The sequence below is a fragment of the Micromonospora sp. CNZ309 genome (assembly GCF_002846525.1).
Map to the genome: position 1 here is coordinate 6486462 of NZ_PJNG01000001.1, position 21156 is coordinate 6507617.

The window sequence follows — 21156 nt, forward strand, 5'->3', positions numbered from 1 at the left end:
GTTGCGGCGGCTGCCGGAGCACTATGTAGGCGTCCACGAGGTTCGAGACCAACGCGGCACTCACGGCCAATACGATCGCGCACCGACCAAGAGTGCGGGATAGTTAGCGGGAATCCAGATTGGTGGCAATATGCTCTCCCAGACCTGCGGCCAGCTCAACCGGCACGGCGTTGCCGATTTGTCGGGCTATTTGAATCTTGGTGCCGCACCACTTGAAGTCATCCTGGAAGCCCTGCAGTAACGCGGCTTCGTGGTGGCTCAAAGCTCGGTTTTCTTCGGGGTGTAGGTAGCGACCTTTCTCGGGCTTGAAGAACTCCGTCCTGATTGTGACCGAAGGGCGATCCCAGCGAAGGCGCGCGAACACGTCCATGCCGTCCGTCCGTCCCACCCAGCATGGTGGAAGGAGAGGTTGCGGGATGCTCCGCCGATCCCCCTCCGGTGGAATCCATTTCATACGCTCAACAGAAATATCCGAATATCGCCGTGCGAAGTCGAGGGCCGACGCCTTGAAAACTCCTGGCACCTCCTGATCGAAGAATCGGTCCATGTCGTCCGGAAGCTCCGTGTTCTCCGGGATAACGGAGTGGCGTAGCCCCCAGATTGCGTCGCGTACGGTTCTCCACTCTTCTCGGGGGAGTTTCCCAGTCGGCACAAGTATCTGCGGATAGTCTTTGCGGGTCCCAATAACAATGAATCTGCGGCGAACCTGCGCTGCTCCGAAGCTGGCGGCGACAATAGTTTTGAAACTCAACACATAGTCGCTTAGCGCCCCGCCGGGCCACGTCTCTTTCCAGAAGCTGTGAAACTGGCTGGAGCGCTCAAACTGTGGGACGTTCTCGAGCAAGAACGCGGCGGGTCTGATCTTCACTAGAGCCTGGACATACTGTCGCCACATGGAATTGCGCGGATCACCGATATCGCGCTTGCCCAAGGTGGAAAATCCCTGGCAGGGGGGCCCACCGATTACAACATCAGCTGTCGGTAGGTCATTTTTGACCCATTCGGCGATATCGCCACAGTAGATTTTATCCTCACCGAAATTCGCTGCATAAGTGGAGGCGGCGGCGAGATCGAATTCGACGGCCCCTACCGACCGGTACCGGCCAGTGCTGTGGAAGCCTGCCGTCAGGCCGCCGCAGCCGGCAAAAAGGTCGACGACTCGGAGCTTGTCCGACCTGCCCTGCAACGTGTCCGACACACCGTCCTCCTGCATCGGAGACGCCGCCATGCAGAGATCACCAGAGGTAGCGGAGCAATGGTATTGATCAAGCTTGCCGCTGTCGCGGAGGCGCGCCGGCCGCCAGGTGGTGGGAGGGGAGAGCGGTTCCAACGGCCTCTTCTTTCGTCGACCAGGGGATCCGGGCGTTTTGCGCCGACCGTACAACCCACCTACGACATCCGTTGCCCGCCAGGCAGTGCGGTTGAACGTCGGCAAGGGGTGGAGGCGACTTGTGGTCCAGCAGCGTAGCTGAAGTCCCCTCGCCTCTCGCCGATGGGGGCGGCGCCTGGATCAGCCGCGCCATGTAGACGTCGCCGAGGAGACCGGGGACGTCGACTCCCGTTGCTGGCACTGGCTGAGTCGAGAGCTCGGTATGTTCTTCACGGCGCGGGAGCGACGGACCGTCGGACAGGCCGAATTGCTTGCTGCCCTTCTCGGATCCAACGGCTCCAAGAGAGCGGGGCGTGCCGGTTCGCCTGGAGGCTGTCCAGACCCGGGTTGCGGCGGTCGTCGATCCAACGCATGTCAATCGCGCCCTGGTCGGAGGTGTCTATGACGAAAATGTCCAGGGCGAGGTTTGGAAAGCTCTTGCCCGTGGCTTCGTCATGCTGTACGACCGGCTCGAGGCGCTGGATGATGCCGACCCCGCAGAACTGTACATAGCCCTTCGGGAGGGCCTGCCCTTCTCGCTCTACGGTGACCGAGCGGAACAGTAAGAGTGGCGGAGCAAGTAGTCGGGTTTCTACGCAGGTAGCCGCATAGTGTGGCCATGCATCGAGCAGCGCTTTGTTGCCTGCGGTGGAGCCGAGCGAGCCAGGGGTGTCTGCCTTGTGGTCTCCGTAGTAGCGAACACGGCCGTGACTCAGGTCGAAGTAGTCGAACCAGGGATTGGTTGCGTGTCCAGCTTTCCAGGGGCTGGACCGAAGGGCAACGACTGGCCGTCGTGCTCCGTCCGGGCCGTGAACTTTTGCGGGCGTATTGATTCCTCGCTCCAACTGGATGCGCGGCAGGCTTCTGTCTGACGGTGACATCAAGAAGTAGTAATTGAGGTAGCCGTCGAGCGTCTCTTGACGGTGGCTAGCGCCACGCGCATAGCGGAGGATGTCGCGTGTTCGGACGGTACGGGGCTTCATGGTCAAATCCTGGCATCTTGAACGAGTGCGACAGCCCCGACTGCTAGCCGCGTCTGGGCGGTAGTTATCGAAGTCGCCACGGAAGGTGTCAGTGCTGCGACTTGCTGCGCTACCAAAGATGAGGCGTATCCGCTCACAGTGGTTTCATGCTGCGTCTGATTAGTCCTACTCATGATTCAACTCGATCCGGGTCGATTGTCACTGGATTTTTCGCTGATCTCGTCGGCGGCTAGCGGTGATGGGATTGGACTGCAGTTATCCGGGTGGCTGTATACCGGACCAGGTGACAGTATTGCCGCATGTGCGTGGCGTCATCGTACGAAGGGCACGCGTGCGCTGCCTATTTGGAGGATATTGACGGGTAAGGTCGTGAGTCGGATGAGTGATCCTGACAACCGATCGCGCGGGATCGATCAGGTGCTTGAGTCCCACAGCTGATGATCCAATTTCAGGACGTCGTATGTGGGCGCGTGTTCCCAACCGGGCCGGAGCTTGGTGACCCTCCGCCAGCCCCAACTCTGGTAGGCGGCCTGGGCCGGGGTGTTGTCCGGCTCTGCCAGGAGAGTGGCCCGTTCCTCCGTGCGGCCAGCGAGTAGCTCGTCATGCAGCGACCTGGCGATCCCACGGCGGCGCCAGTCAGGGGCCACCATCAGTTCGCTGATGGCGAAGGTCCGTCTCCCATCCTCGTCGGTGAACCCGGCCGGGATGGGCTCGTGGATGCCACCCCACCACCTGGTCTCAGCGGGTAGCGGGAAGCCGTAGATGTAGCCGACCAGCTCGCTGTCAACTGTGGCGGTCACGAGGTCCCAGCCGTCGCGCTGCATGTGGCCAGCAAGCTGACGGCGGTACCGGTCCTCGCTGTGGAACTCGCCGCCGTCCGCGTGCACCGTCAGGTAGAGCCCGACGAGCCGGTCGATTAGCCCGGCGGCCTGCTCGGCGGTGTGGTGCCGCAGCTCCAAGCCCTCGATCATGCGCGCACCGCATGGTCGTACGCCTCAATGAACTTTCGGGTCGCGGCGCTCTGCCGCTGTGACTGCCCCAGGTCGGACCGGATCTGCGCGAGTTGGAGACTCACCCGCCCCGAACTCACCTGACCAATGGCGGGCAGCAGGTTCATCGCCGTGTATGCCGCCTCGTCGAGGTTGCCCTGCCGGTAGGCGGCGCTCGCGAGTTGGACCGAGTAGTAGATCTGGTTACGCCGAAGAACTGGGGACGGATTCTCGGTGATGGTTCGGAAGGAACCGGCCGCGCGCTCGGGCCTGCCCAGGGCTCCGTAGGCAAGGCCCTCTATGCCCTTCATTTCCTGCGCGGTGACGAAGTGGAGGAACGGCATGTCGTCCTCACTGGCACCACGGTCGAACTCGCGCTGAGCCCTGCTCATCGCCCGGTGGAAACCGCTCATGTCGTTCAGGGTTGCGTACGTGCGTGCGGCGCGCAGGTGCAGCAGCGTGGCCAGCCGTGGGGTGCCCCACCCGGCGGAGGACCGGAGTGCCGCCTCGGCGGCGTGCAGCGCCTCACCGGGACGGTCCTGGCAGGTCAGTAGCGCGAGGTAGGCGAATGCGCGTACCTCCATTCGCGGATCATCGGTATAGCGGGCTCTGGTGATCGCCTCGTTCAGGTAGGCCCTGGCTTCCGGGCGGCGATTCGCGTCGATGGTGAGCCAGGCCGTCTCTATGGCAAGGTCGGCGAGGGTGGCTTGGAGGGCTTCGCCGACGTCCCGGCTGTATGTGGCCTTCGCCGCAGCCGCCGACAGCTGGGCGTGCACCCGGATGGCGATGTCGCAGAGCCGGTTGGCACCCACTGCCGCGTCGGCGCGGCGGAACTCGTCCACCAGCGAGCCGACGGCGCGGACCTGCTCCATGCCGATGCTCCGGGCCGTGTTCTGGGGTGCGGCGAGCAGGTCGAGGGAACCGGTCGCGGCGATGCCCGCGAGTGCGGCGAGGGCATGGAACTGTCGACGGTCCGTAGTGCCACCTCCTTGGCTCGATGCCACGAGGTTGGCATCAGTCCGCGCCGGCGTCGCTGCCAGTCCGGCTTCTTTCACGGGTACGGGGTCGTGCTCCGCATTCTTGGTTAACCGGGCGGGGAGACTGAACCACAGGAAGCGGGGCGGGATCCGAAGCAACTGGGACCAGTGGGTAAGCCGATCCAGGTGCACCAGCGGCGGCCCGTTCTCCACCCGGCTGAGCTGTGCCTGCGTGATCCCCAGCCACCCCGCCACCACGGTCTGCGGCAACGCGGCCCGCCCGTGGTACGGATGGAACCGGTATGCCCGGACGACCCGTCCGAGATGCCGCTCCGCCAGCGCCCGCCGCACCGGCCCGTGCTCCCAGAAGCTCGCCGGCACCACCGGCGGCGCGCTCAGCCTGTCGCGCTCGGCGGCCTGGCACGGCGCGCAGCGTCCGCTGTCGTTGTCGCGGGCCAGCCGTCCGCCGCATCGGGGGCAGTTCGCGTGTGTCACCGGCAACCTCGCCATGCGCAGGTGGCTCCGTCCGTCCGTCTCGCCTCGTCGAGCCTATCCATTGAAGCCGCTCCGTGCGGGTGCGGTATACGCAGCGCGCATATCGGCAATGCTCACGCCGTCATCGGCTACCCGGCCGCCGGGCCACAGCCTGAGCGCAGACCTCAACGGAAGGAGCGCCATGCTGCTCACCGCCGACAAGACCCGCACCGGCCGGACCCTCGTACCGGATGAGCTGTTCGACCGGCTGACGACCCGCGTCGCCCACGACCACCCCGACCTGGCCCCGGACCTGCCCGCCAGGATCATGGACCAGGCGCTGGCCTTCCTCGGCGCGTGTGCCGTCACCTCCGAGCCGATCGGGCCGACCGACCTGGTGGACATCGGCTGGCACACGTTCATCCTCCACACCCACGACTACGCCGAGTTCTGCGACCGCGTCGCCGGCCGATTCATCCACCACCGGCCCGAGCCCGTGCCGGACGACAACCGCCCGTCGGGCCCGGAGCCGATCGGCGCCGCGATCTCCCGGACGGTCGCCGCGATCACCGCCGCCGGCTTCGTGCTCGACGCGCCGCTCTGGGTGGTTCGGGCTGCCGGCTGCAACTCGAAGTGCAACCAGTGCCACGCCGGCTGCCACGACAGCCCCAAGAAGTAGGCCGGTCGAGCAGCGGTTCCGGGCATAGACTGCCCGGGACCGCGCGCCGCCGGAAGGCCCACCACATGCCACGCCGTCACTGGGATGAGCTTCCCGACGGGGTACGGCGTGACGTCGAGCGGCACACGGGTCTGATCCGTACGACAAGCACGATCCCGACCGGTGCCGCCAGCGACATCGCCGTCACCCTCGACACCGCCGCCGGCCCCGTCTTCTGCAAGGGCGGGCAGGTGGACGGCCGGTTCGGCTGGCTCTACCGCAACGAGGCCCGAATCAACCGGTGGCTGCCCGCGACGGCTCCCCGGCTGCTCTGGACCGTCGAGCGCGACGGCTGGCTGCTCCTGGGCTTCGAACACGCCGCCGGCCGCCATCCCGACCTGTCCCCGGGCTCACCCGACCTGACGCCGCTGGCGGCCCTCCTCAGCGACCTGGCGCGACAGCTCACGCCGTGCCCTCCCGTCGCCGTGCCGTCCTTCGTCGACCGTTGGCGCACGCTCATCGCCCCCGAGCTGGTCGACGGCGACACCCTCCTGCACACCGACATGACGCCCCGCAACTTCCTGATCGAGACCCGCTCAGCTACGCGGGAGACACAGGTTGCCCGGCTCGTCGACTGGTCCGGTCCCGCCCGGGGTGCCGCCTGGATCGACACCGCTTTCCTGGTGCACCGCCTGATCCACGCCGGCCACGACCCGGCCGCCGCCGAGGAGTGGGGCCGGCAGGTGCCCGCCTTCGCCGAGGCACCCCAGCCGGCGGTGACCGCCTTCGCCGCCGCCCTGGTCCTGCTTTGGCAGCGCAAGCAGCGCACCGCTCCGGCGTCCCACCACGGTCCGCTCGTCGACGCCGCCCGCCGCTGGGCCGCCCACCGGTCATGCCCTCATCGGCGGGGCAGCTCGACAGCACCGGTGGCCTGAAGACCGGCAGCATGCCCTTGAACTGGCACTGCGCTATCCACTGAGGTCACGCGATCAAGGCGTGTGAGTGACGAACCGCATGCACAGCGTGTATCGCCGTCACGATCATCGCGGCATAGCGGGAGCCCTGGCCGGAGTCGAAGGTCGACGCATGGCCCGGGGCGGGTGCTGGCTCCGGCGCTGCGTCGACCCGAACGACACAGCTCCGCTCCCGCCCGCCCCGGCGCCACTCCACCTGTCGACAGGGGCCCGAAGCCGTCCCTGAACACCAAGGAGCCCGGCATGCCCACCCTGCTCGACGACTTTCCGGTGCTTACCCCGGTCACCGACGAGGATCTCGCCATCGCCGTCCAGGCGGTACGCACCCACGTCCCCGAGAGCTGGCCGCAGGGCGAGCTGTGCCGCAGCGAGCGCGTTCCGTACCCCTGCCGCCTCGCCCGCTGGGGTCGCGCCACCCTGGGGGCCGCCGGCCTCACGGAAGCCCAGGTCGAGCAGGGCGGCTGGGCGTGACCGCGCAGGAGGCGGTCGGGCGGTGGCTGCGCCTCGTGGTGGCGGACGCGGAGCTGTCGCCGTACCTCATCGGGGTCGACCTGGAGCGGCTCGGCGCGCACCTGGCGGCGGGCCTCGCCGCGGCCGTCGACGGCCAGCCGGCGACAGACCCGTGGCGCGGGTTCGGCCTGTCGGAGGAGCAGCACCGGCGCGTCGTCGACTACCTGGCGGGGGTGCTCTGGGCGCTCGACGTGCCCGACGAGCGGGTCGCCCGCGCCCGGCGGGCCTTCGCTGGCGAGGTGGGCGCGTGACCATCGCCGCCGCCTGGGAGACAGCCGTCGAGCGGGGCGCCGACGACTTCTGGTGCACGCTGGAGGACCGCCGCCCCGGCCTGCTGCCCGAGCGGGACGCGCCGCTGCTCTTCGCCGCGCTCGGCCGCCTCACCGTCGGCGGCGACGACCCGGCCGGGCGGGCGGCGCTGCTGGCGGTGCTCGGCCGCGCGTACCGCCAGCTTGGCCTGCTGCCGCACGCCGCCACGATCGGCGACGCGCTGCTCGCCGCCGTCGCCCGGCACGCCCGGCCACTGTGGACGCCGCGGCTCGTCGACGCCTGGGAGCACGCCGGACGCCGCGCCGACGAGGCCGTGCGGCGCGCCACGGCCCGCGCCGACGACGGCCCGGCCTGGTGCCCCGCCGAGGTGATCGGCCGCGACCGGCCGTGCGACACGATCGCGATCCTGACCGTACGCCCCTGGCAGCGCCTGCCCCACCAGCCCGGCCAGGCGGTCGGAGTCTGCACGCCGCGCCGGCCCGGCCGCTGGCGCTGGCTCTCCCCGGCCAATGCCCCGCGCCCCGACGGCACCCTCGAGCTGCACGTCCGCGCCGTCGCTGCCGGGGTCGTCGCCCACAGCCTCGTCCACGACGTACGCCCCGGCGAGCTGCTCTGGCTCGGCCCGCCGCGCGACGCCGGCCTCAGCCTGGACCCGTCCGCGCGGCGGGACCTGCTGCTCGTGGCCGGGGGCACCGGACTGGCGCCGCTGCGCGCCCTGGTCGAGCAGGTCGCCGCCGCACCCGACGGCCGGCGGGTGACCCTGGTCGTCGGCGCGCGCACCTTCGCGGACCTGTACGACGCGCCCGCCCTCGACAGCCTCCAGCGTGCCCACGAGTGGCTGACCGTCGTGCCCGCCCTCAGCCACGACCCCGGCGCCGAGCCTGCCGAGCGGGGCGACGCCCTCACGGTCGCCCTCGGCCACCGCCGCCCCGAGCAGGGCGTGTACGTCTGCGGCCCGCCCCCGATGCTCGCCGGTGCGCGGCTGCGGCTGCTCGCCGCCGGGGTGCCCGCCGAGCGTATCCACCTGCCGGCGGAGCTGGTGCCCTGATGGCCGTCTACCGCAGCCGCCACGCCCTGCCCGGCCCGCTCACCCCCGACCGCGTCCTCGACGTCACCCTGCCGCGTACGCCGCTCGGCCGGCGCGGCTACCGGGTCGACGAGGTCGACGCCCTGCTGTGCCGCCTTGCCCACGAGCTGCGCGACCGCACCCGCCAGCTCGACCTCACCCGCGCCGAGAACCACCGCATCAAGGAGGCGCTGCGCACCTGGCAGACCCGGCACGCCGAGGAGCGCTCGCGCAACTCCTCCTTTGTGGACGAGACATTGACGCCCGATCGGCCACGAGCACGATGATCACTAGGATCGGCGCCGTGATGATCAAACGACGGCTTCCGGCAGTCCTGATAGGACTGTTGGTGGCCTTCCCGACACTGGGCGTTCCCGCCTACGCCGACGAGCACGAGACCGAACCCGTCGAACCGCCCAAAGTGGAGCTGGTGCTCGACGTCAGTGGCTCGATGCGGGCCAAGGACATCGGCGGTCGCTCCCGCATCGCGGTCGCCCAGGAGGCGTTCAACGACGTCGTGGACGCGCTGCCCGAGACGACGGATCTCGGCATCCGCGTCCTCGGCGCCACCTACGGCGGCGACGACAAGAAGGTCGGCTGCCAGGACACCCAGCAGCTCGTACCGGTCGGCCCGGTCGACCGGGTGAAGGCCAAGAACGCCATCGCCACCCTGCGCCCGACCGGCTTCACCCCCGTCGGGCTGGCCCTGCGCGAGGCCGCCAAGGACCTCGGCACCGGCGAGACCACCCGGCGCATCGTGCTCATCACCGACGGCGAGGACACCTGCGCGCCGCCGGACCCCTGCGAGGTGGCCCGCGAGCTGGCCGCCCAGGGCACCAAACTGGTGGTCGACACGCTCGGCCTCATCCCCGACGAGAAGGTACGCAGGCAGCTCGTCTGCATCGCCTCGGCGACTGGCGGCACCTACACCTCGGCGCAGAGCAAGGACGACCTGACCCGGCGCATCAAGCAGCTCGTGGAACGGGCCAAGGACACGCACGCCAAGACGCCGGCGAAGGTGGCCGGCACCGACGTCTGCGCCAAGGCACCCGTGCTCACCCCCGGCGTCTACACCGACCGGGAGCGCTTCGAGGAGCACCGGTGGTACCGGATCCCGGTCCAGCCGGGGCAGGAGCTGCGGGCCTCGGTGAGCATCGGCCTGGACCGGCCGTTGAACCGGGACTACGGCGTACTGCTGCGGGCCACCGCCACCGACGGGCGGGAACTGGTCCGGGGCAACGACGCCGGCAGCGGTCGTACCGACGTGCTGTCGACCGGCGTGCGCTGGGCGGCGGCGGACGACGAGGATGAGGAGTCGGAGGACGGCGACGAGGGCGGCGTCTTCTCCGACTCGACGGAGCAGGCTCCCGAGCCCACCGTCGTCTGCCTGGTCGTCAGCAACTCCTTCTCCGCTAAGGCGGGTGCCGGTCAGGCTCCGGGCATGCCGCTCGAACTGACCGTCGACCTGGTCGACGCGTCGCCCGCCCCGAACAGCCCGGGCCTCGGCCGGGGCTGGGTGCTGCTGGGCGTACTGACCCTCGCGGGCCTGCTCAGCGGGTTGATCGTTGGTTGGCTGACCCGTTGGTGGGTAGCGGTCTGGAGGACCCGATGACGACGCCGAAGGCTCCGGCCCTGATCTCGGCCCGCCGGGCGGCGGTGCTGCTCGCCGCCGCCGGTATCGCCGTCGCGCTGCCGGCCGCCGCCAGCGCGGACACGCCCACCCCGTCGCCGGGGGCCGCCACCATCAACAAGGCCGGCACCTCGTTCCTCACCGCCGCCGGGATCAGCCCCGGCCAGCCCGTACGGGTCGGTGCCTCCGTGGGCGACTACCTGTACTGGTCGTTCACGGCCGAGGCGGGGGACACCCACCACGTGGCGGCCACCGTGTCGCTGCCCGCCGCGGCGAGCCGGAAGGGCGACTCCACCTGGACCGTCGAGGTCTTCGACGGGCTGCGCCGCCGGCAGGCGTGCGTCGCCGGGGCGCAGACCCCGGTGGCGTCCAAGAGCGCCGCCACCGTCGAACTCGACTGCGAGCTGCGCCAGGTGCGTTCGTGGGCCGAGCCGTGGTCGGGTGACCCGCTGCCGGGCACGTACTACGTCCGGCTGTCCGGCATCGAGTTGCCGGAGCAGGAGCTGGGCCTGCCGATCGAGGTGAGCCTGCTCGTCGGGGTGGAGTCCGACGACGACACCGAACCGGAGGGCGGCGACCTGAAGGAGCCTCTGGTCCCGGCGGTGAACCCGGGCAAGGTGCTCGCCGGCGACCCGACCGCCAGCACGCCGGCCCCGGCGGCGGCCGGCGACGAGGAGGACGGCTGGTTCGACTGGGTCCGGTGGCCGAGCCTGTCGTCCCGCTGGTACTGGACCATCGCCGGCGGCATCCTGGCCGCCGTCGCGGGCGTGGTCGGCTTCGCCCTGACCCGCCCCCGCCAGCGCGTCGGCTGAGTCGTACGCGCGGTCAGCGCACCAGGACACGAATCAGACGATGACGGCAGGGCGGGCATGACCGAACAGGTCCTGCCCGCCCTGCTCCACCGCCGTGAGTTGGCCGGCAGGCATTGACAGCCCTCGCGCCATGTCGACCACCGCCGCGGCCGGGTCGGCGGGTCAGGCTCCCGGCGGCCGGTAGGCCATCTTCAACCGGAACGCCTCGTCCATGTCCCCGGGAGTCAGCAGCGGGTTGACCCGGGTGTCCAGGCCGCCGGCCGCCCGGATCGTGGCGGCCAGGGCGACGGCGGTCTGCTGGTCGGGCAGGTCGCAGATCACGTACGCGTCGTGTGTGCCGAGCGCGAAGTACAGCGACTCCATCCGGCCGCCGGCGTTCTCGATCAACGACTGGATCACCTCGGCGCGTCTCGTCCCGCCGTCCTTCATCAACCCGTTGATCCCCGCGACCGTGTAGGTCGCCGTGAACAGGAACCTCGCCATCCGGGCACCACCTCCAGATCCCGGCCGCGCGTACCCGGTGTGCGGCTGTCTAGTCCTGCCGCTCGCCGGGACGCGGCCGGTCGGGGCCGGAACGCCGGGGCCCGTCAGCTCACTTGCGCCACGCTGGCGCCATCCGTTCGGACATCTGGCGCCAGAACGTCCGCAGATCCCTGCGGTTGACCGCCTGCCAGTCGGCCCGCGCGCCGGGCCGGAACCAGTGCCCGACGAGGTCGATCTGGTGGGCGCAGAAGACCTCCTCCATCTGGTACGGCAGCTCGTCGCCCTTCGGCGGCAGTGGGCACAGCCGGAACGGGCAGTCGTCGATGCAGGTGGAGCCCGGCTGGACGTCGTGCGCCTGGCGGCGGCTGAGGGTGACCCGCATGGCGGTGCGGTCGATGGTGAGGCACGGGGGCAGGTCGGACCGGCTGGCCCGGGTGAGCCGGCGGGCCCGCTCGATGCCGTTCTGGCCCCGGTCGGCGAGGTTGAGCAGCAGCATCACGTCGGCCAGCAGCCGCTGCGCCCGGGGCTCCAGGACGGCCCAGCCGTGCGACGCGGGCAGCCAGGAGTCCTGGAGCCGGCGGATGCCGGGCTGCGGGCTGACCGTGCCCACCCGCCCGACGATCTCCCGTTCGTCGATCCAGCAGCGTCGCTCGGGGTGCCGGTCGACGAGCGACTCGACGCACAGGTCCGCGACCTTGCGGACGAGCGGATGGTCGGTGCCGCTGCGGCGGTACGGGGCGCGGTCTCGGCCGCCGGCGATCGAGATCCAGAAGTCGACCAGCCCGCGCGGGTCCGATCCGTGGCCCCGCTCGCGCAGCGTCTCGCCGGGGTCGCGGGGCAGGGCCAGCAGGGTCAGCGCCTGGATGAGTACCAGGTGGGAGTACCAGAATCGGGAGTGCCGCAGCGCCTTCTCGGCCTCCTCGATCAGCAGGCTGCGGTGCGCCGGGTAGACCCGGCAGTTCGCCGCGAGGCGGAACCCCTGGGCGAGGGTGAGCTCGTAGACGCGGGCGCCGTCGGTGGCGTCGGTGACCAGCCGGTGCACCCAGTGCCGCAGGGCCCGGTGGGCCTCCTCCCGCCAGTTCGGCTCGCCGGGGGCGTGCGCGTCGTCGGCGTAGAGGAACAGCGACGGAGTCAGCCAGGTCCGCACCTCGTCGAGGCGCTCCCGGCCCGGCGAGCCGTCCGCCTGCTCGAACGGCAGGTCGTGCAGCGCCCGTACGGCCGCGTTGCCGCCGGCGGCGATCTCGCGGGCTGCGGCCAGCCGGGGAAGGTAGGACGTCTCGTCGGCCATCATGAGGAACAGTTGGTCGTACCGCGGGGTGGGCCGCTGCGACCGGAACCCGGTGGGGGCGGGTGGCCGGTCCACGAGCTGCCGGGCGGCGTCGCCGTAGCGGTGCACGAGGGCGATCTTGGCGTCCTCGAGCGGGCGGTCGGTGACGGACCCGTCGCCCTGGTAGTGGCACCAGGCGCCGCGGAGGGCGTCGGCCAGTCGCCGGTGCGCGGTGTGCCCGGTGGCGGCGTCCATCTCCAGCGCGGCCGCGAACATCTCCAGCGCCCGGGTGCGGTTGCGGGTACGCGCGGCCTCGTCGCAGAGCCGCCGCAGGAGGTCGATCGACCTCTTCCGGGTGGCGTTCGCGTCCCGGCCGTCCGTGGGCAGCCCCGCCTTGCGCCGTACGGCGTCGCCGAGGCGCGGCAGGTTCCCGGCCCGTACGGTCGGCCGTCGTCGCCCGTCCAGTTGCTCGAACGCGCCCGCGCTGCGGGCGTGCAGGGTGAGGGCGGCCAGCAGCTCCCGCCCGGGGCCGTGGTGGTGGCCGAAGGCCCGGTCGAGGAAGCCGGGGTCGCGCGTGGCGGCGGTGAGGAAGCGCGAGCCGAGGTACGCCTGGACGACGCCGTGCTGGAAGCGCACCCCGTCCTGCCGCTTCAACACGATGTTCAGCGCGTCCCCGGTGGTCTCGGCCAGCCCGACGTCCTGCGCGTTGTCGGCGTCGAGCTTGCACAGCCGGTTCCGCAGCTCGGTCAGGATCCACTGCCGGCAGGCGTCTGCGGTGTCGCCGCCGGTGAGTTCGGTCGTCCGCACGAACAGCCGGTTGCCGCGCAGTCCGAGGCAGGCGAGGGCGGAGAGCACCTCGATCGCGTCGGAGCGCTCGACCTGCGGCAGGCCGTAGTCCTCGTACAGGTCACCGGCGACGGTGGCGTGGTACCACTCCTCCAGCAGGCACCACCGCAGCGCGGCCCGGCCCGGCCCCGTCGGCTCGACGCGGTCCAGCCGGTCGACCTCGTGGAGCTGCCCGATGATCCGCAGGTAGAACGGCGAGTCCGCGACGTCGGCGGCCTTGACCAGTTCGCTGATGCGGTCCCACCGGTGGCCCGCTTCCGAGCGGTGGCTGCGGGCCCGCACGTATTCGAGGGCGGGGCCCTGGGCGAGCGGCTCCAGTTGCAGCAGCAGCGCGTCCAGCCCGCGCAGCGGATCGTCGGGACGCGAGGCGACCACCAGGGGGAGGCGCTCGCGCACCGCCGTGTGGATCGCGTCCCGCAGCACGCTGTCCCGGTCGGCGGGCTCGCCGGCGTCGGCGAGGCTCTCCTCCAGCCCGTCGGCGAGCACCACGAGGCGGTTCTCCAGCCAGAGCCGCCGCCAGATCCGGTCGGCCTCGCCCGAGGACCGCAGCCGGGTGTCGATGGTGCTCTCGAACTGCGCGAGGGCGAGCTGGCGGAAGTTCAGCTTCTCCGGATCGGTGACGCTGCGCAGGTCGACCCCGACCGGTACGACGTCGGCGGCCATCAGCATCTCCGCGAGTCGCGCCAGGGTGGCCGTCTTGCCGGTGCCGATGCCGCCCACCAGCAGCAGCGGTCGCCGGGTCGCCCGGTCGCGCAGCCGCTGGATCAGCAACTCGCACAGCTCGTCGCGGCCGACGACGTCCCTCGGGTCGAGGCCCCGCTCGGCGCTGGGCAGCACCATCCGGCTGTTGCGCATCACGCTGTGCCGGTACCAGCGGCGGACCGGGACGTAGCGCCAGTAGTAGAAGAAGGCGACGCCCAGCGCCGCGACCATGAGGGGCTTGACGAAGCCCTGCACCTGCCCGCAGTAGTACGCTCTCGGCTGGTTTCCCTCGCACCACCGGGTGACCGGCAGGAGACGCGGCTCGGTGTTGAGGACCGTCAGGACCAGGGAGAGCACGGTCCAGCCGAGCAACGCCCAGGCGACCGCGACGATCGTCCACCGCAGCCAGCGGCGGTAGCGCCACCGCACCCGGCCACTGGCCCGCTCGTCGGACCGTCGGCGGCGGTCCCGCTCCGTCCGGCGTTCCCGTCGGGTACGCCACCGGCGCCGGCGCTGGCGTAGCCACAGCTGGGCCGCCCAGACCGGACCACGTTTCGGCCCGCGCACGGACACCCCCATGGTCGACGTGGCCGGTCGACGGACGGAGGCGTCCCGGCCCTCACGTTCACGTTAGTGCGGTTTCCGCAGGTGGGAGCCCGGTTTCGGCGTTTCCGCGCCGGCCGATCACACCAGCGGTGCCGGACCCTCTACAGTCGACGGTCTCATCGGGCGACGGCGGGAGGGTGCGGATGCGCATCGGCATCAACACGTGGGCGTGGGCGGCACCGCTGACCGACGAGGCGCTCGCTGAACTGGCCCCACGGATCAGGGCCTGGGGCTTCGACGCCGTCGAGCTGACCGTCCAGGCGCCCGGCGACTGGGACCCCGACCGCGCCGCCGACCTGCTCGCCGGGCTGGGCCTGGCCCCCGCCGTCTGCGCCGGCCTGTTGCCCGAGCACGACCTGCTCGCCGACGACGAGGAGGTCGTACGGCGTACGGAAGAGTTCGTGCGGCAGTGCGTGCGGGCCGCCGGCCGGGTGGGGGCCGCCGTGGTGGCGGGCCCGCTCTACGCGCCGGCCGGCCGGCGGTGGCTGCTGGACGCGGACGCCCGGCGCGCCACCGTCGCGCGCCTCGTCGAGCGGCTCCGGCCCCTGGCCGACGAGGCCGCCGGCCAGGGCGTGACGATCGCCCTCGAACCGCTCAACCGCTTCGAGACGAGCCTGCTCAACACCGTCGACCAGGCGCTGGAGGTGGTGGCCGACCTCCCCGGCCTGGGCCTCGCCCTGGACACCTTCCACCTCAACATCGAGGAACGTGACCTGCCGGCCGCCATCCGGCTGGCCGGCGACCGGCTCGCGCACGTGCAGGTGTGCGGCAACGACCGTGGGGTGCCCGGCGGCGACCACCTCGACTGGCGGGGGATGTTCGACGCCCTGACCGGCACCGGCTACACCGGCCAGGTGAACATCGAGTCGTTCACCGCCGAGGCGCTGGCCGTGCCGATGTCCGTGTGGCGACCCCTCACCACCGACCCCGACACCCTCGCCGTCGAGGGGCTGGCCTTCCTGCGCGGCCTGACCGGGCGTAATCTCCCGTAGATCTCGGGGGGAAGGTGGGATCGATGCGCTCCGGGCTGGAGGTGCCGCCGACGGTCGAGGCGGAGCGGGTCATCACCGCCGTACTGGCCGACCTGCGCTCCGGCGACCATCGCGGCGTCGTGGTCGACTCGCCGCCGGGCGCCGGCAAGTCGACCCTGGTGGTGCGCGCCGCCGTGGAGCTGGCCGCCGCCGGCGAGCCGCTGATCATCGTCGCGCAGACCAACGAGCAGGTCGACGACCTCATCGACCGCCTGGCGCGCAAGGCGCCCGAGCTGCGCATCGGCCGGCTCTCCGCCGCCGACTACCGGCCGTCCGAGCGGGTCAGGGGCCACGAGACGGTCAAGGTCGCCGCGAAGGTCGCCGACCTCGGCGGTCCGGCCGTCATCATCGGTACGGCCGCCAAGTGGGCCACGGTCGCCGAGGGTTCCTGGCCGTGGGCGATCGTGGACGAGGCGTACCAGATGCGCTCGGACGCCCTGCTGCGCGTGGCCGGGCGGTTCGAGCGGGCGCTGTTCGTCGGCGACCCCGGTCAGCTCGACCCGTTCTCGACCGTGGAGACGGGCCGCTGGACGGGCCTGACCTGGGACCCGATGCAGTCGGCGGTGGCGGTGCTGCTGCGGCACAACCCGGAGCTGCCCGTGCACCGGCTGCCGGTGTCGTGGCGGCTGCCCGCCTCGGCGGCGCCGGTCGTCGCGGCGGCGTTCTACCCGTTCACCGGGTTCCGCGCCGGCACCGGCGCCGCCGACCGGGCGCTGCACCTCGCCGAGCCCGGGGCGGGGGACGCCCTGGACCGGACGGTGGAGCTGGCCGCCGCCACCGGCTGGGCCCTGCACGAGCTGCCGGCGCGGCAGACCCTGCGTACCGATGGCGAGGCCGCCGCGGCCTGCGCGGCCCTGGCGCTGCGGATGCTCCGGCGCGGCGCGGTCGCCGTCAGCGAGCACGCGCCGGCGGGCGCGCCGGTCACCGCCGACCGGATCGCCGTCGGGGCCGCCCACCGCGACCAGGTCGCGACCATCCGCGCGCACCTGGGCGAGGCCGGGGCGGGCATCACCGTCGACACCGCCAACCGGCTCCAGGGCCGGGAGTACGACGTGACGATCGTGCTGCACCCGCTGTCGGGCCGCCGCGACGCGACCGCGTTCCACCTTGAGTCGGGGCGGCTGTGCGTGCTGACGTCGCGGCACCGGCACGCGTGTGTCGTCGTGGCGCGCGCCGGGATCGGCGAGCTGCTGGACGCCCACCCGTCGACGGAGATCGTGCACCTCGACGTGCCGGTCAGGTTCCCCGACGGCTGGGAGGCCAACCAGACGATCCTCGCCCTGCTCGCCGGCACGACGGTGACCACCTGACCCGGGCGTACGCCACCTGCCCGCCGGCCGCGCGCACCCTGTCCGCCCTCTCGCCGGATGTCGATGGCTGCCTCAACATCCATCAACATCAAATTCCGGCTCCGGCGGGAACTTCCCCTATGACGGGTCTACTCGCCCGCGTCCTCGCCCCGGCCCGACGGGCGCTCGCCGGCGGCGCGCTGCTCGCCGGTGTGAAGATCCTTTACACGATCTGACGGCCGCGTACGCCGTCCGGGGGCCGCGCGACGTCGGCGCGGGCCCTCGGGCGGGCTGGCGCTCCGTCGTCGGGCCAGCAGTCGATTACTTGACGTAGTCGGCTTGGAGATAATGCCTGGTCGGATGACTACCTAGCGTGAGGTCCGTCAATCGCAACGCCTTCGTGCCGGTCTGGACCCGACTCCGCGGGAGGCCGCCACCGAGGCGACAGACAGGAGACTCGCATGTCAGCTCAGCCAGCCGCCCGCCGGCCCCGATCCCGCGCGTTCACCCTTCTCCTCGGCGCCGCCGTGGCGGCCGGGGTGATCGTCCCCGCCGCTCCCGCGTCGGCCGCCGTCCCCGGCCTCGTCCGGATCGCCGCGACCAGCGCCAGCAACTCGAACGACTTCCGCAGCGTCACGGCGACCTGCCCGGTGGGCAAGGTGCTGACCGGGACGGGCTACGAGCTCAACGGTGCGACCGGCGAGGCGGTGGTCGACGACCTGCGGCCCAACGGCGGCCCGGCCGTCGCGCCGACCGCCGTCACCGTCGGGGCGTACGAGGCGGAGGCGTTCGCGGGCAACTGGTCCCTCACCGCGTTCGCCATCTGCGCCAACCCGGTCGCGGGACTGGTGCGCGTCTCGGTGGCCAGCGCCAGCAACTCGAACGACTTCCGCAGCGTCACGGCGACCTGCCCGGTGGGCAAGGTGCTGACCGGGACGGGCTACGAGCTCAACGGTGCGACCGGCGAGGCGGTGGTCGACGACTTCCGGCCCAACGGTGGCGTGGCCGCCGCGCCGACCTCCGTCTTCGTGGGCGCGTACGAGGCCGACGCCTTCGCCGGCAACTGGTCCGCGACGGCGTACGCGATCTGCGCCAACCCCCTGGCGGGCCTGGCCCGCATCTCGGCGGTGAGCCCCAGCGACTCGAACGACTTCCACAGCGTCGCGGCGGCCTGCCCGTTCGGCAAGGTGCTGACCGGGGCCGGCTACGAACTCAACGGCGTCACGGGCGAGGGCGTGGTCGACGACTTCCGCCCCAACGGCGGCCCGGCCGCCGCGCCGGCCACCGCCACCGTCGGCGCGTACGAGGAGGACACGTTCACCGGTAACTGGACCAGCACCGCGTACGCCATCTGCGCGACGGCGTAGCCGGCGGCACCGGCCGGTGGCGTCGCCCCGACCCGGGGCCGGCGCCACCGGCCGGCCCCTGCACGGTCGGCGCGCGTCAGGCGAACGTGTCGCCGAACTCGCGCACGCCATCGACGTCGAGCGTGATCCGGCTGTTGTCGGTCCACTGGCCGGTGGCGGCGCGCCAGCTCGGGTCGTCGCGTTCGTCGATGTCGGTCCAGCCGGGCCGGTGGTGGCGCAACTGGATCGGCCCGGACGACGCACCGGGGGCGAGGACGCCGTCGGTGAAGGTCAGCTCCACCCAGCCGGGGATCGGCGTGCCCGGCAGCGGGTAGCGGGTCGGCGTCGGGGTGGGTGTCGGCGTCGACGGCCCGCCGGGCGGCAGGGGCGGCGGGAAGAACGTCGTGGTGCGCCGGATCCGGTCGCAGCCCAGCGCCGCCCAGTCGCAGTTGAGCGCCAGCGAGGTGTCCCCGCCCTCGAAGGTCACGTGGTAGCGCACCCGCACGTCGGCGAGGTCGAGCGGCCCGGTGCCGGTGTTGACGATTTGGAGGACGTGCTGGATCTGGTTGTCCGTCGGCGACCAGTCGAGGTTGAGGTAGCTGACCTTCGCCTGCCCGTACGCCGTGCGGACCGGTGTGACGGGGGAGGGGTCGGAGTAGCCGCCGAGGGTGTAGGCGTTGACGACGAGCCGGTACTCGCTGCCCGGCGCGAGGTTGGTCAGCGTCAGGGTGGTGGCGGTCGTGCTGCCGAGGCTGCGGTAGACGTGCGGGCCGAGTCGCGCCCGCACCTCGTACGTGATCGGTTGCTCGCCGGCCGGCTCGCCCACCCAGGTCGAGGGCGCCCAGGAGAGGGTGAGCAGGTGCGGTTGGTCGACCACGACGACGGGGGAGCCGGGCGTGGTGAGCGCCGGGGCGTCGTCCGCCCGCGCGGCACCCACGGCGAGCGGACCCAACAGCACGGCGAGGACGGCGGCGGTGGTGACGCGACGGACACGCATGGTGGCGATGCTACGAGCAGGAATGGAAGCTTATCAATCGTTAGGTGTCGCCCGGGTGCCGGCCTCGGGCGCCTTCCCGCCTGCGGTCTGTCTCATCGACCGTGACGGGCTGCGCCGGACCTCGACGCCCGGCGGTGTGGTGGTCCCGTCGCCTCGATGCCACACAGGTATTTTTATGCCGTAGAGGTATCGGCGTTTCGGCGTCGGTGGTTCCTCGGCTTCACGCCTTCCACGCCTTCCGCGTCTTCTGTCAGCCGGAGCGCCGTCAGGAGGGTTCGGCGCACGCCCTTCGCCGCACCCCCGCGCGACCCTGGGGCGGTTGAGCCCAACCGGGCGACAGCCGACCGACAGCACAGCCGCCGGATTCACGCCGCCGTCGATCACCTGGATTCATGTCGGCCTCCCGATAGATCGACGGCCCAGACGATCTACGTCGGTCGATAGCGTTTCGTGGCACAGGCCGTCCACGAAAGGCGGACCATGAACGATTCCCATGCCTCACTGTCCCGGCGGCGGATCCTGATCGGCGCCGCCGCTGCCTCGGCGGTCACTGTCGGCGCAGCGAGCGCCGCCCACGCCGCACCACCCGCCGGCGGAGCGGCGCCGGTCCGACCTCTCGTCATGCGGGAACGGATCGCCACCGCCCGGCTCGCCGGCGCGCCGGCCCGCTTCCAGGCCGACTTCCACGAACGTCTCGACGCCTGGCTGGCCTTCTGGTCGGCCAACTCACCGCACGCCTGGAGCCCGCCGGTGCAGGTGTCGGGGCGGGTGGGCGCGGACGGTGCCGCGTTCACGCTGTACGCCATCCAGGTCTCCCGCGACGACGAGACGCGGGACGCCTTCGCCGCCGGGCGGTCGGACGCCGCTCACCTGGCCACCCTCGCCAGCCTGCACCACCACTTCCCGTCGGTACGCGTCGAGGCCGGCGGCGCGCTCCGGGTGATCGACGGCCCCGCCGGCTGGACCGGCTCGGCCGAGCAGGTCGCGTTCGCGGTCACCGCCTGCCGCGAACTGTGGGGGCTGCGCGACGCCGACGCGGCGGACTGGCGGGAGCACCTGGGGCGGACCGGGCACATAGCCGACCCGACCTCCCGTTCCGGCTGGGCGGCCTTCACCAGGGCGGGTCTGCGGCGCGGGCTGCGGACCGACACGTACTGACCATCGGAGGTAGGACATGGCACGCAGCGAATTCCGTTTCGTCGTCGACGGTGTCGATCTGACGACCGAACAGCAGAGCCTCATCGCCAGCGAGATCCAGAAGGCCGGGCTCAACGCGCTCACCGCCGCCGGCAAGCGGCTGACCAACCCGCTCGCCGTCGGGCACGCCAACATCAAGCTCCGCCCCGAGTGGTACGGCTTGTGGGTCATCGACGGCCCGTTCGCCGAGGAACTCGGCCAGAAGATCAACGACATCGGCTTCTGGATGCAGCGGTGACGGATCCCGTCCACCGGCCGGACCCGCCGGAGCGGATGTGCCCGAGTACCCCCGCGGCCAATGCCACGGTGTTCCTCGGCATGATCACTCCGGCGGGGCGGGTCGCCTACGTCACGCCGCCGCTCCCGGCCGAGGTCGCGCTCGCCCAGGCCGGCACGGACACCCCGATCGAGTCGCGGTACCGGCTCGCCGGCCCGTGCGTCACCGCGAAGTGCGGCTTCTGGACGGGCGAGCACTGCGGCCTCGGCGAACGCGTGGCCGCGTCGTTCCGGGAGACCGTCGGTCCGACCGAGGTTGACCTGCCGCGCTGCGCGATCCGGCGGAGCTGCCGGTGGTACGCGGAGCAGGGCGCGGCGGCCTGCGCCGCCTGCTCCCACGTCGTCACCGACGCCCGCTGACCCGCACGCCGGCTGGCGCGGGGTGCCGTGCGCCGCCGTAAAGG

The 21156-nt window shown here is 71.6% G+C and carries 21 protein-coding genes; 14 read left to right on the forward strand and 7 right to left on the reverse strand.

The annotated features are described in order from the left end of the window. Window positions 1-103: 103 nt before the first annotated feature. The 4 genes from CLT72_RS28065 to CLT72_RS33115 all read right to left on the reverse strand — a co-directional run bounded on the left by CLT72_RS28065 (window position 104) and on the right by CLT72_RS33115 (window position 4813). Entirely contained in the window at window positions 104-1330 is a 1227-nt protein-coding gene (locus tag CLT72_RS28065) for a DNA cytosine methyltransferase (RefSeq protein WP_486484339.1), read from the reverse strand. 269 nt (window positions 1331-1599) lie between these two features. After that, the gene (locus CLT72_RS31715; protein WP_144082342.1) at window positions 1600-2352 is read right to left on the reverse strand and encodes a hypothetical protein; all 753 of its coding nucleotides are present in this window, start codon (window positions 2350-2352) and stop codon (window positions 1600-1602) included. 413 nt (window positions 2353-2765) lie between these two features. After that, window positions 2766-3323: a GNAT family N-acetyltransferase gene (locus CLT72_RS28070; RefSeq protein ID WP_101414309.1), complete on the reverse strand. Its 558-nt coding sequence runs from the start codon at window positions 3321-3323 to the stop codon at window positions 2766-2768. Next, entirely contained in the window at window positions 3320-4813 is a 1494-nt protein-coding gene (locus CLT72_RS33115; protein WP_486484340.1) for a helix-turn-helix domain-containing protein, read from the reverse strand. The genes CLT72_RS28070 and CLT72_RS33115 overlap by 4 nt, the downstream gene beginning before the upstream one ends. 181 nt (window positions 4814-4994) lie before the next feature. On the opposite strand from CLT72_RS33115, the gene CLT72_RS28080 reads away from it, so the two are divergent. The 8 genes from CLT72_RS28080 to CLT72_RS28115 all read left to right on the forward strand — a co-directional run bounded on the left by CLT72_RS28080 (window position 4995) and on the right by CLT72_RS28115 (window position 10712). Then, window positions 4995-5471: a hypothetical protein gene (locus CLT72_RS28080; protein WP_101414310.1), complete on the forward strand. Its 477-nt coding sequence runs from the start codon at window positions 4995-4997 to the stop codon at window positions 5469-5471. Between the two features lie 65 nt (window positions 5472-5536). After that, window positions 5537-6385 carry a protein kinase family protein gene (locus tag CLT72_RS28085; RefSeq protein WP_101414311.1) on the forward strand — a complete coding sequence of 283 codons (849 nt, stop codon included), beginning with the start codon at window positions 5537-5539 and terminating at the stop codon, window positions 6383-6385. 282 nt (window positions 6386-6667) lie between these two features. Then, complete coding sequence (locus tag CLT72_RS28090; protein ID WP_101414312.1) at window positions 6668-6895, forward strand: hypothetical protein; 228 nt, start codon at window positions 6668-6670, stop codon at window positions 6893-6895. Beyond that, on the forward strand, window positions 6892-7185 hold the full coding sequence (locus CLT72_RS28095; RefSeq protein WP_101414313.1) for a hypothetical protein: 294 nt from the start codon (window positions 6892-6894) through the stop codon (window positions 7183-7185). The genes CLT72_RS28090 and CLT72_RS28095 overlap by 4 nt, the downstream gene beginning before the upstream one ends. After that, complete coding sequence (locus CLT72_RS28100; RefSeq protein ID WP_101414314.1) at window positions 7182-8252, forward strand: FAD-binding oxidoreductase; 1071 nt, start codon at window positions 7182-7184, stop codon at window positions 8250-8252. Before CLT72_RS28095 ends, CLT72_RS28100 begins: the two co-directional genes overlap by 4 nt. Then, window positions 8252-8557 carry a DivIVA domain-containing protein gene (locus CLT72_RS28105; protein WP_101414315.1) on the forward strand — a complete coding sequence of 102 codons (306 nt, stop codon included), beginning with the start codon at window positions 8252-8254 and terminating at the stop codon, window positions 8555-8557. Before CLT72_RS28100 ends, CLT72_RS28105 begins: the two co-directional genes overlap by 1 nt. 20 nt (window positions 8558-8577) lie before the next feature. Next, a complete protein-coding gene (locus tag CLT72_RS28110) occupies window positions 8578-9882 on the forward strand; it encodes a VWA domain-containing protein (RefSeq protein ID WP_101415438.1) in 1305 nt (434 codons plus the stop codon). Further along, entirely contained in the window at window positions 9879-10712 is an 834-nt protein-coding gene (locus CLT72_RS28115) for a peptidase (RefSeq protein ID WP_101414316.1), read from the forward strand. The genes CLT72_RS28110 and CLT72_RS28115 overlap by 4 nt, the downstream gene beginning before the upstream one ends. A 162-nt stretch (window positions 10713-10874) precedes the next feature. On the opposite strand, the gene CLT72_RS28120 is transcribed toward CLT72_RS28115, so the two are convergent. After that, window positions 10875-11195, reverse strand: coding sequence for a GYD domain-containing protein (locus CLT72_RS28120; RefSeq protein ID WP_101414317.1), 321 nt, complete (start codon window positions 11193-11195; stop codon window positions 10875-10877). A gap of 109 nt (window positions 11196-11304) precedes the next feature. Beyond that, window positions 11305-14577, reverse strand: a complete 3273-nt coding sequence (locus CLT72_RS28125; protein ID WP_158242079.1) for an NACHT domain-containing protein — start codon at window positions 14575-14577, stop codon at window positions 11305-11307. Window positions 14578-14759: 182 nt separating this feature from the next. Between CLT72_RS28125 and CLT72_RS28130 the strand changes: the two genes are divergently transcribed. The 3 genes from CLT72_RS28130 to CLT72_RS28140 all read left to right on the forward strand — a co-directional run bounded on the left by CLT72_RS28130 (window position 14760) and on the right by CLT72_RS28140 (window position 18303). Next, complete coding sequence (locus CLT72_RS28130) at window positions 14760-15608, forward strand: sugar phosphate isomerase/epimerase family protein (protein ID WP_101414319.1); 849 nt, start codon at window positions 14760-14762, stop codon at window positions 15606-15608. Between the two features lie 23 nt (window positions 15609-15631). Continuing rightward, on the forward strand, window positions 15632-16957 hold the full coding sequence (locus tag CLT72_RS28135; RefSeq protein WP_101414320.1) for an AAA domain-containing protein: 1326 nt from the start codon (window positions 15632-15634) through the stop codon (window positions 16955-16957). Window positions 16958-17397: 440 nt separating this feature from the next. Then, window positions 17398-18303 carry a hypothetical protein gene (locus CLT72_RS28140; protein WP_144082343.1) on the forward strand — a complete coding sequence of 302 codons (906 nt, stop codon included), beginning with the start codon at window positions 17398-17400 and terminating at the stop codon, window positions 18301-18303. A gap of 76 nt (window positions 18304-18379) precedes the next feature. Here the strand turns inward: CLT72_RS28140 and CLT72_RS28145 are convergent, their stop codons facing one another. Beyond that, the gene (locus tag CLT72_RS28145; protein ID WP_101414322.1) at window positions 18380-19279 is read right to left on the reverse strand and encodes a cellulose binding domain-containing protein; all 900 of its coding nucleotides are present in this window, start codon (window positions 19277-19279) and stop codon (window positions 18380-18382) included. 480 nt (window positions 19280-19759) lie between these two features. Here CLT72_RS28145 and CLT72_RS28150 point away from each other — a divergent pair, with 480 nt between their 5' ends. The 3 genes from CLT72_RS28150 to CLT72_RS28160 are packed head-to-tail and all read left to right on the forward strand — an operon-like array spanning window position 19760 to window position 21112. Next, window positions 19760-20437: a hypothetical protein gene (locus CLT72_RS28150; protein ID WP_101414323.1), complete on the forward strand. Its 678-nt coding sequence runs from the start codon at window positions 19760-19762 to the stop codon at window positions 20435-20437. Between the two features lie 16 nt (window positions 20438-20453). Next, window positions 20454-20714 (forward strand): hypothetical protein, encoded by a 261-nt coding sequence (locus CLT72_RS28155; RefSeq protein WP_101414324.1) that lies wholly within the window; start codon window positions 20454-20456, stop codon window positions 20712-20714. Further along, on the forward strand, window positions 20711-21112 hold the full coding sequence (locus CLT72_RS28160; RefSeq protein WP_350823758.1) for a hypothetical protein: 402 nt from the start codon (window positions 20711-20713) through the stop codon (window positions 21110-21112). The genes CLT72_RS28155 and CLT72_RS28160 overlap by 4 nt, the downstream gene beginning before the upstream one ends. The last annotated feature ends 44 nt before the right edge of the window (window positions 21113-21156 follow it).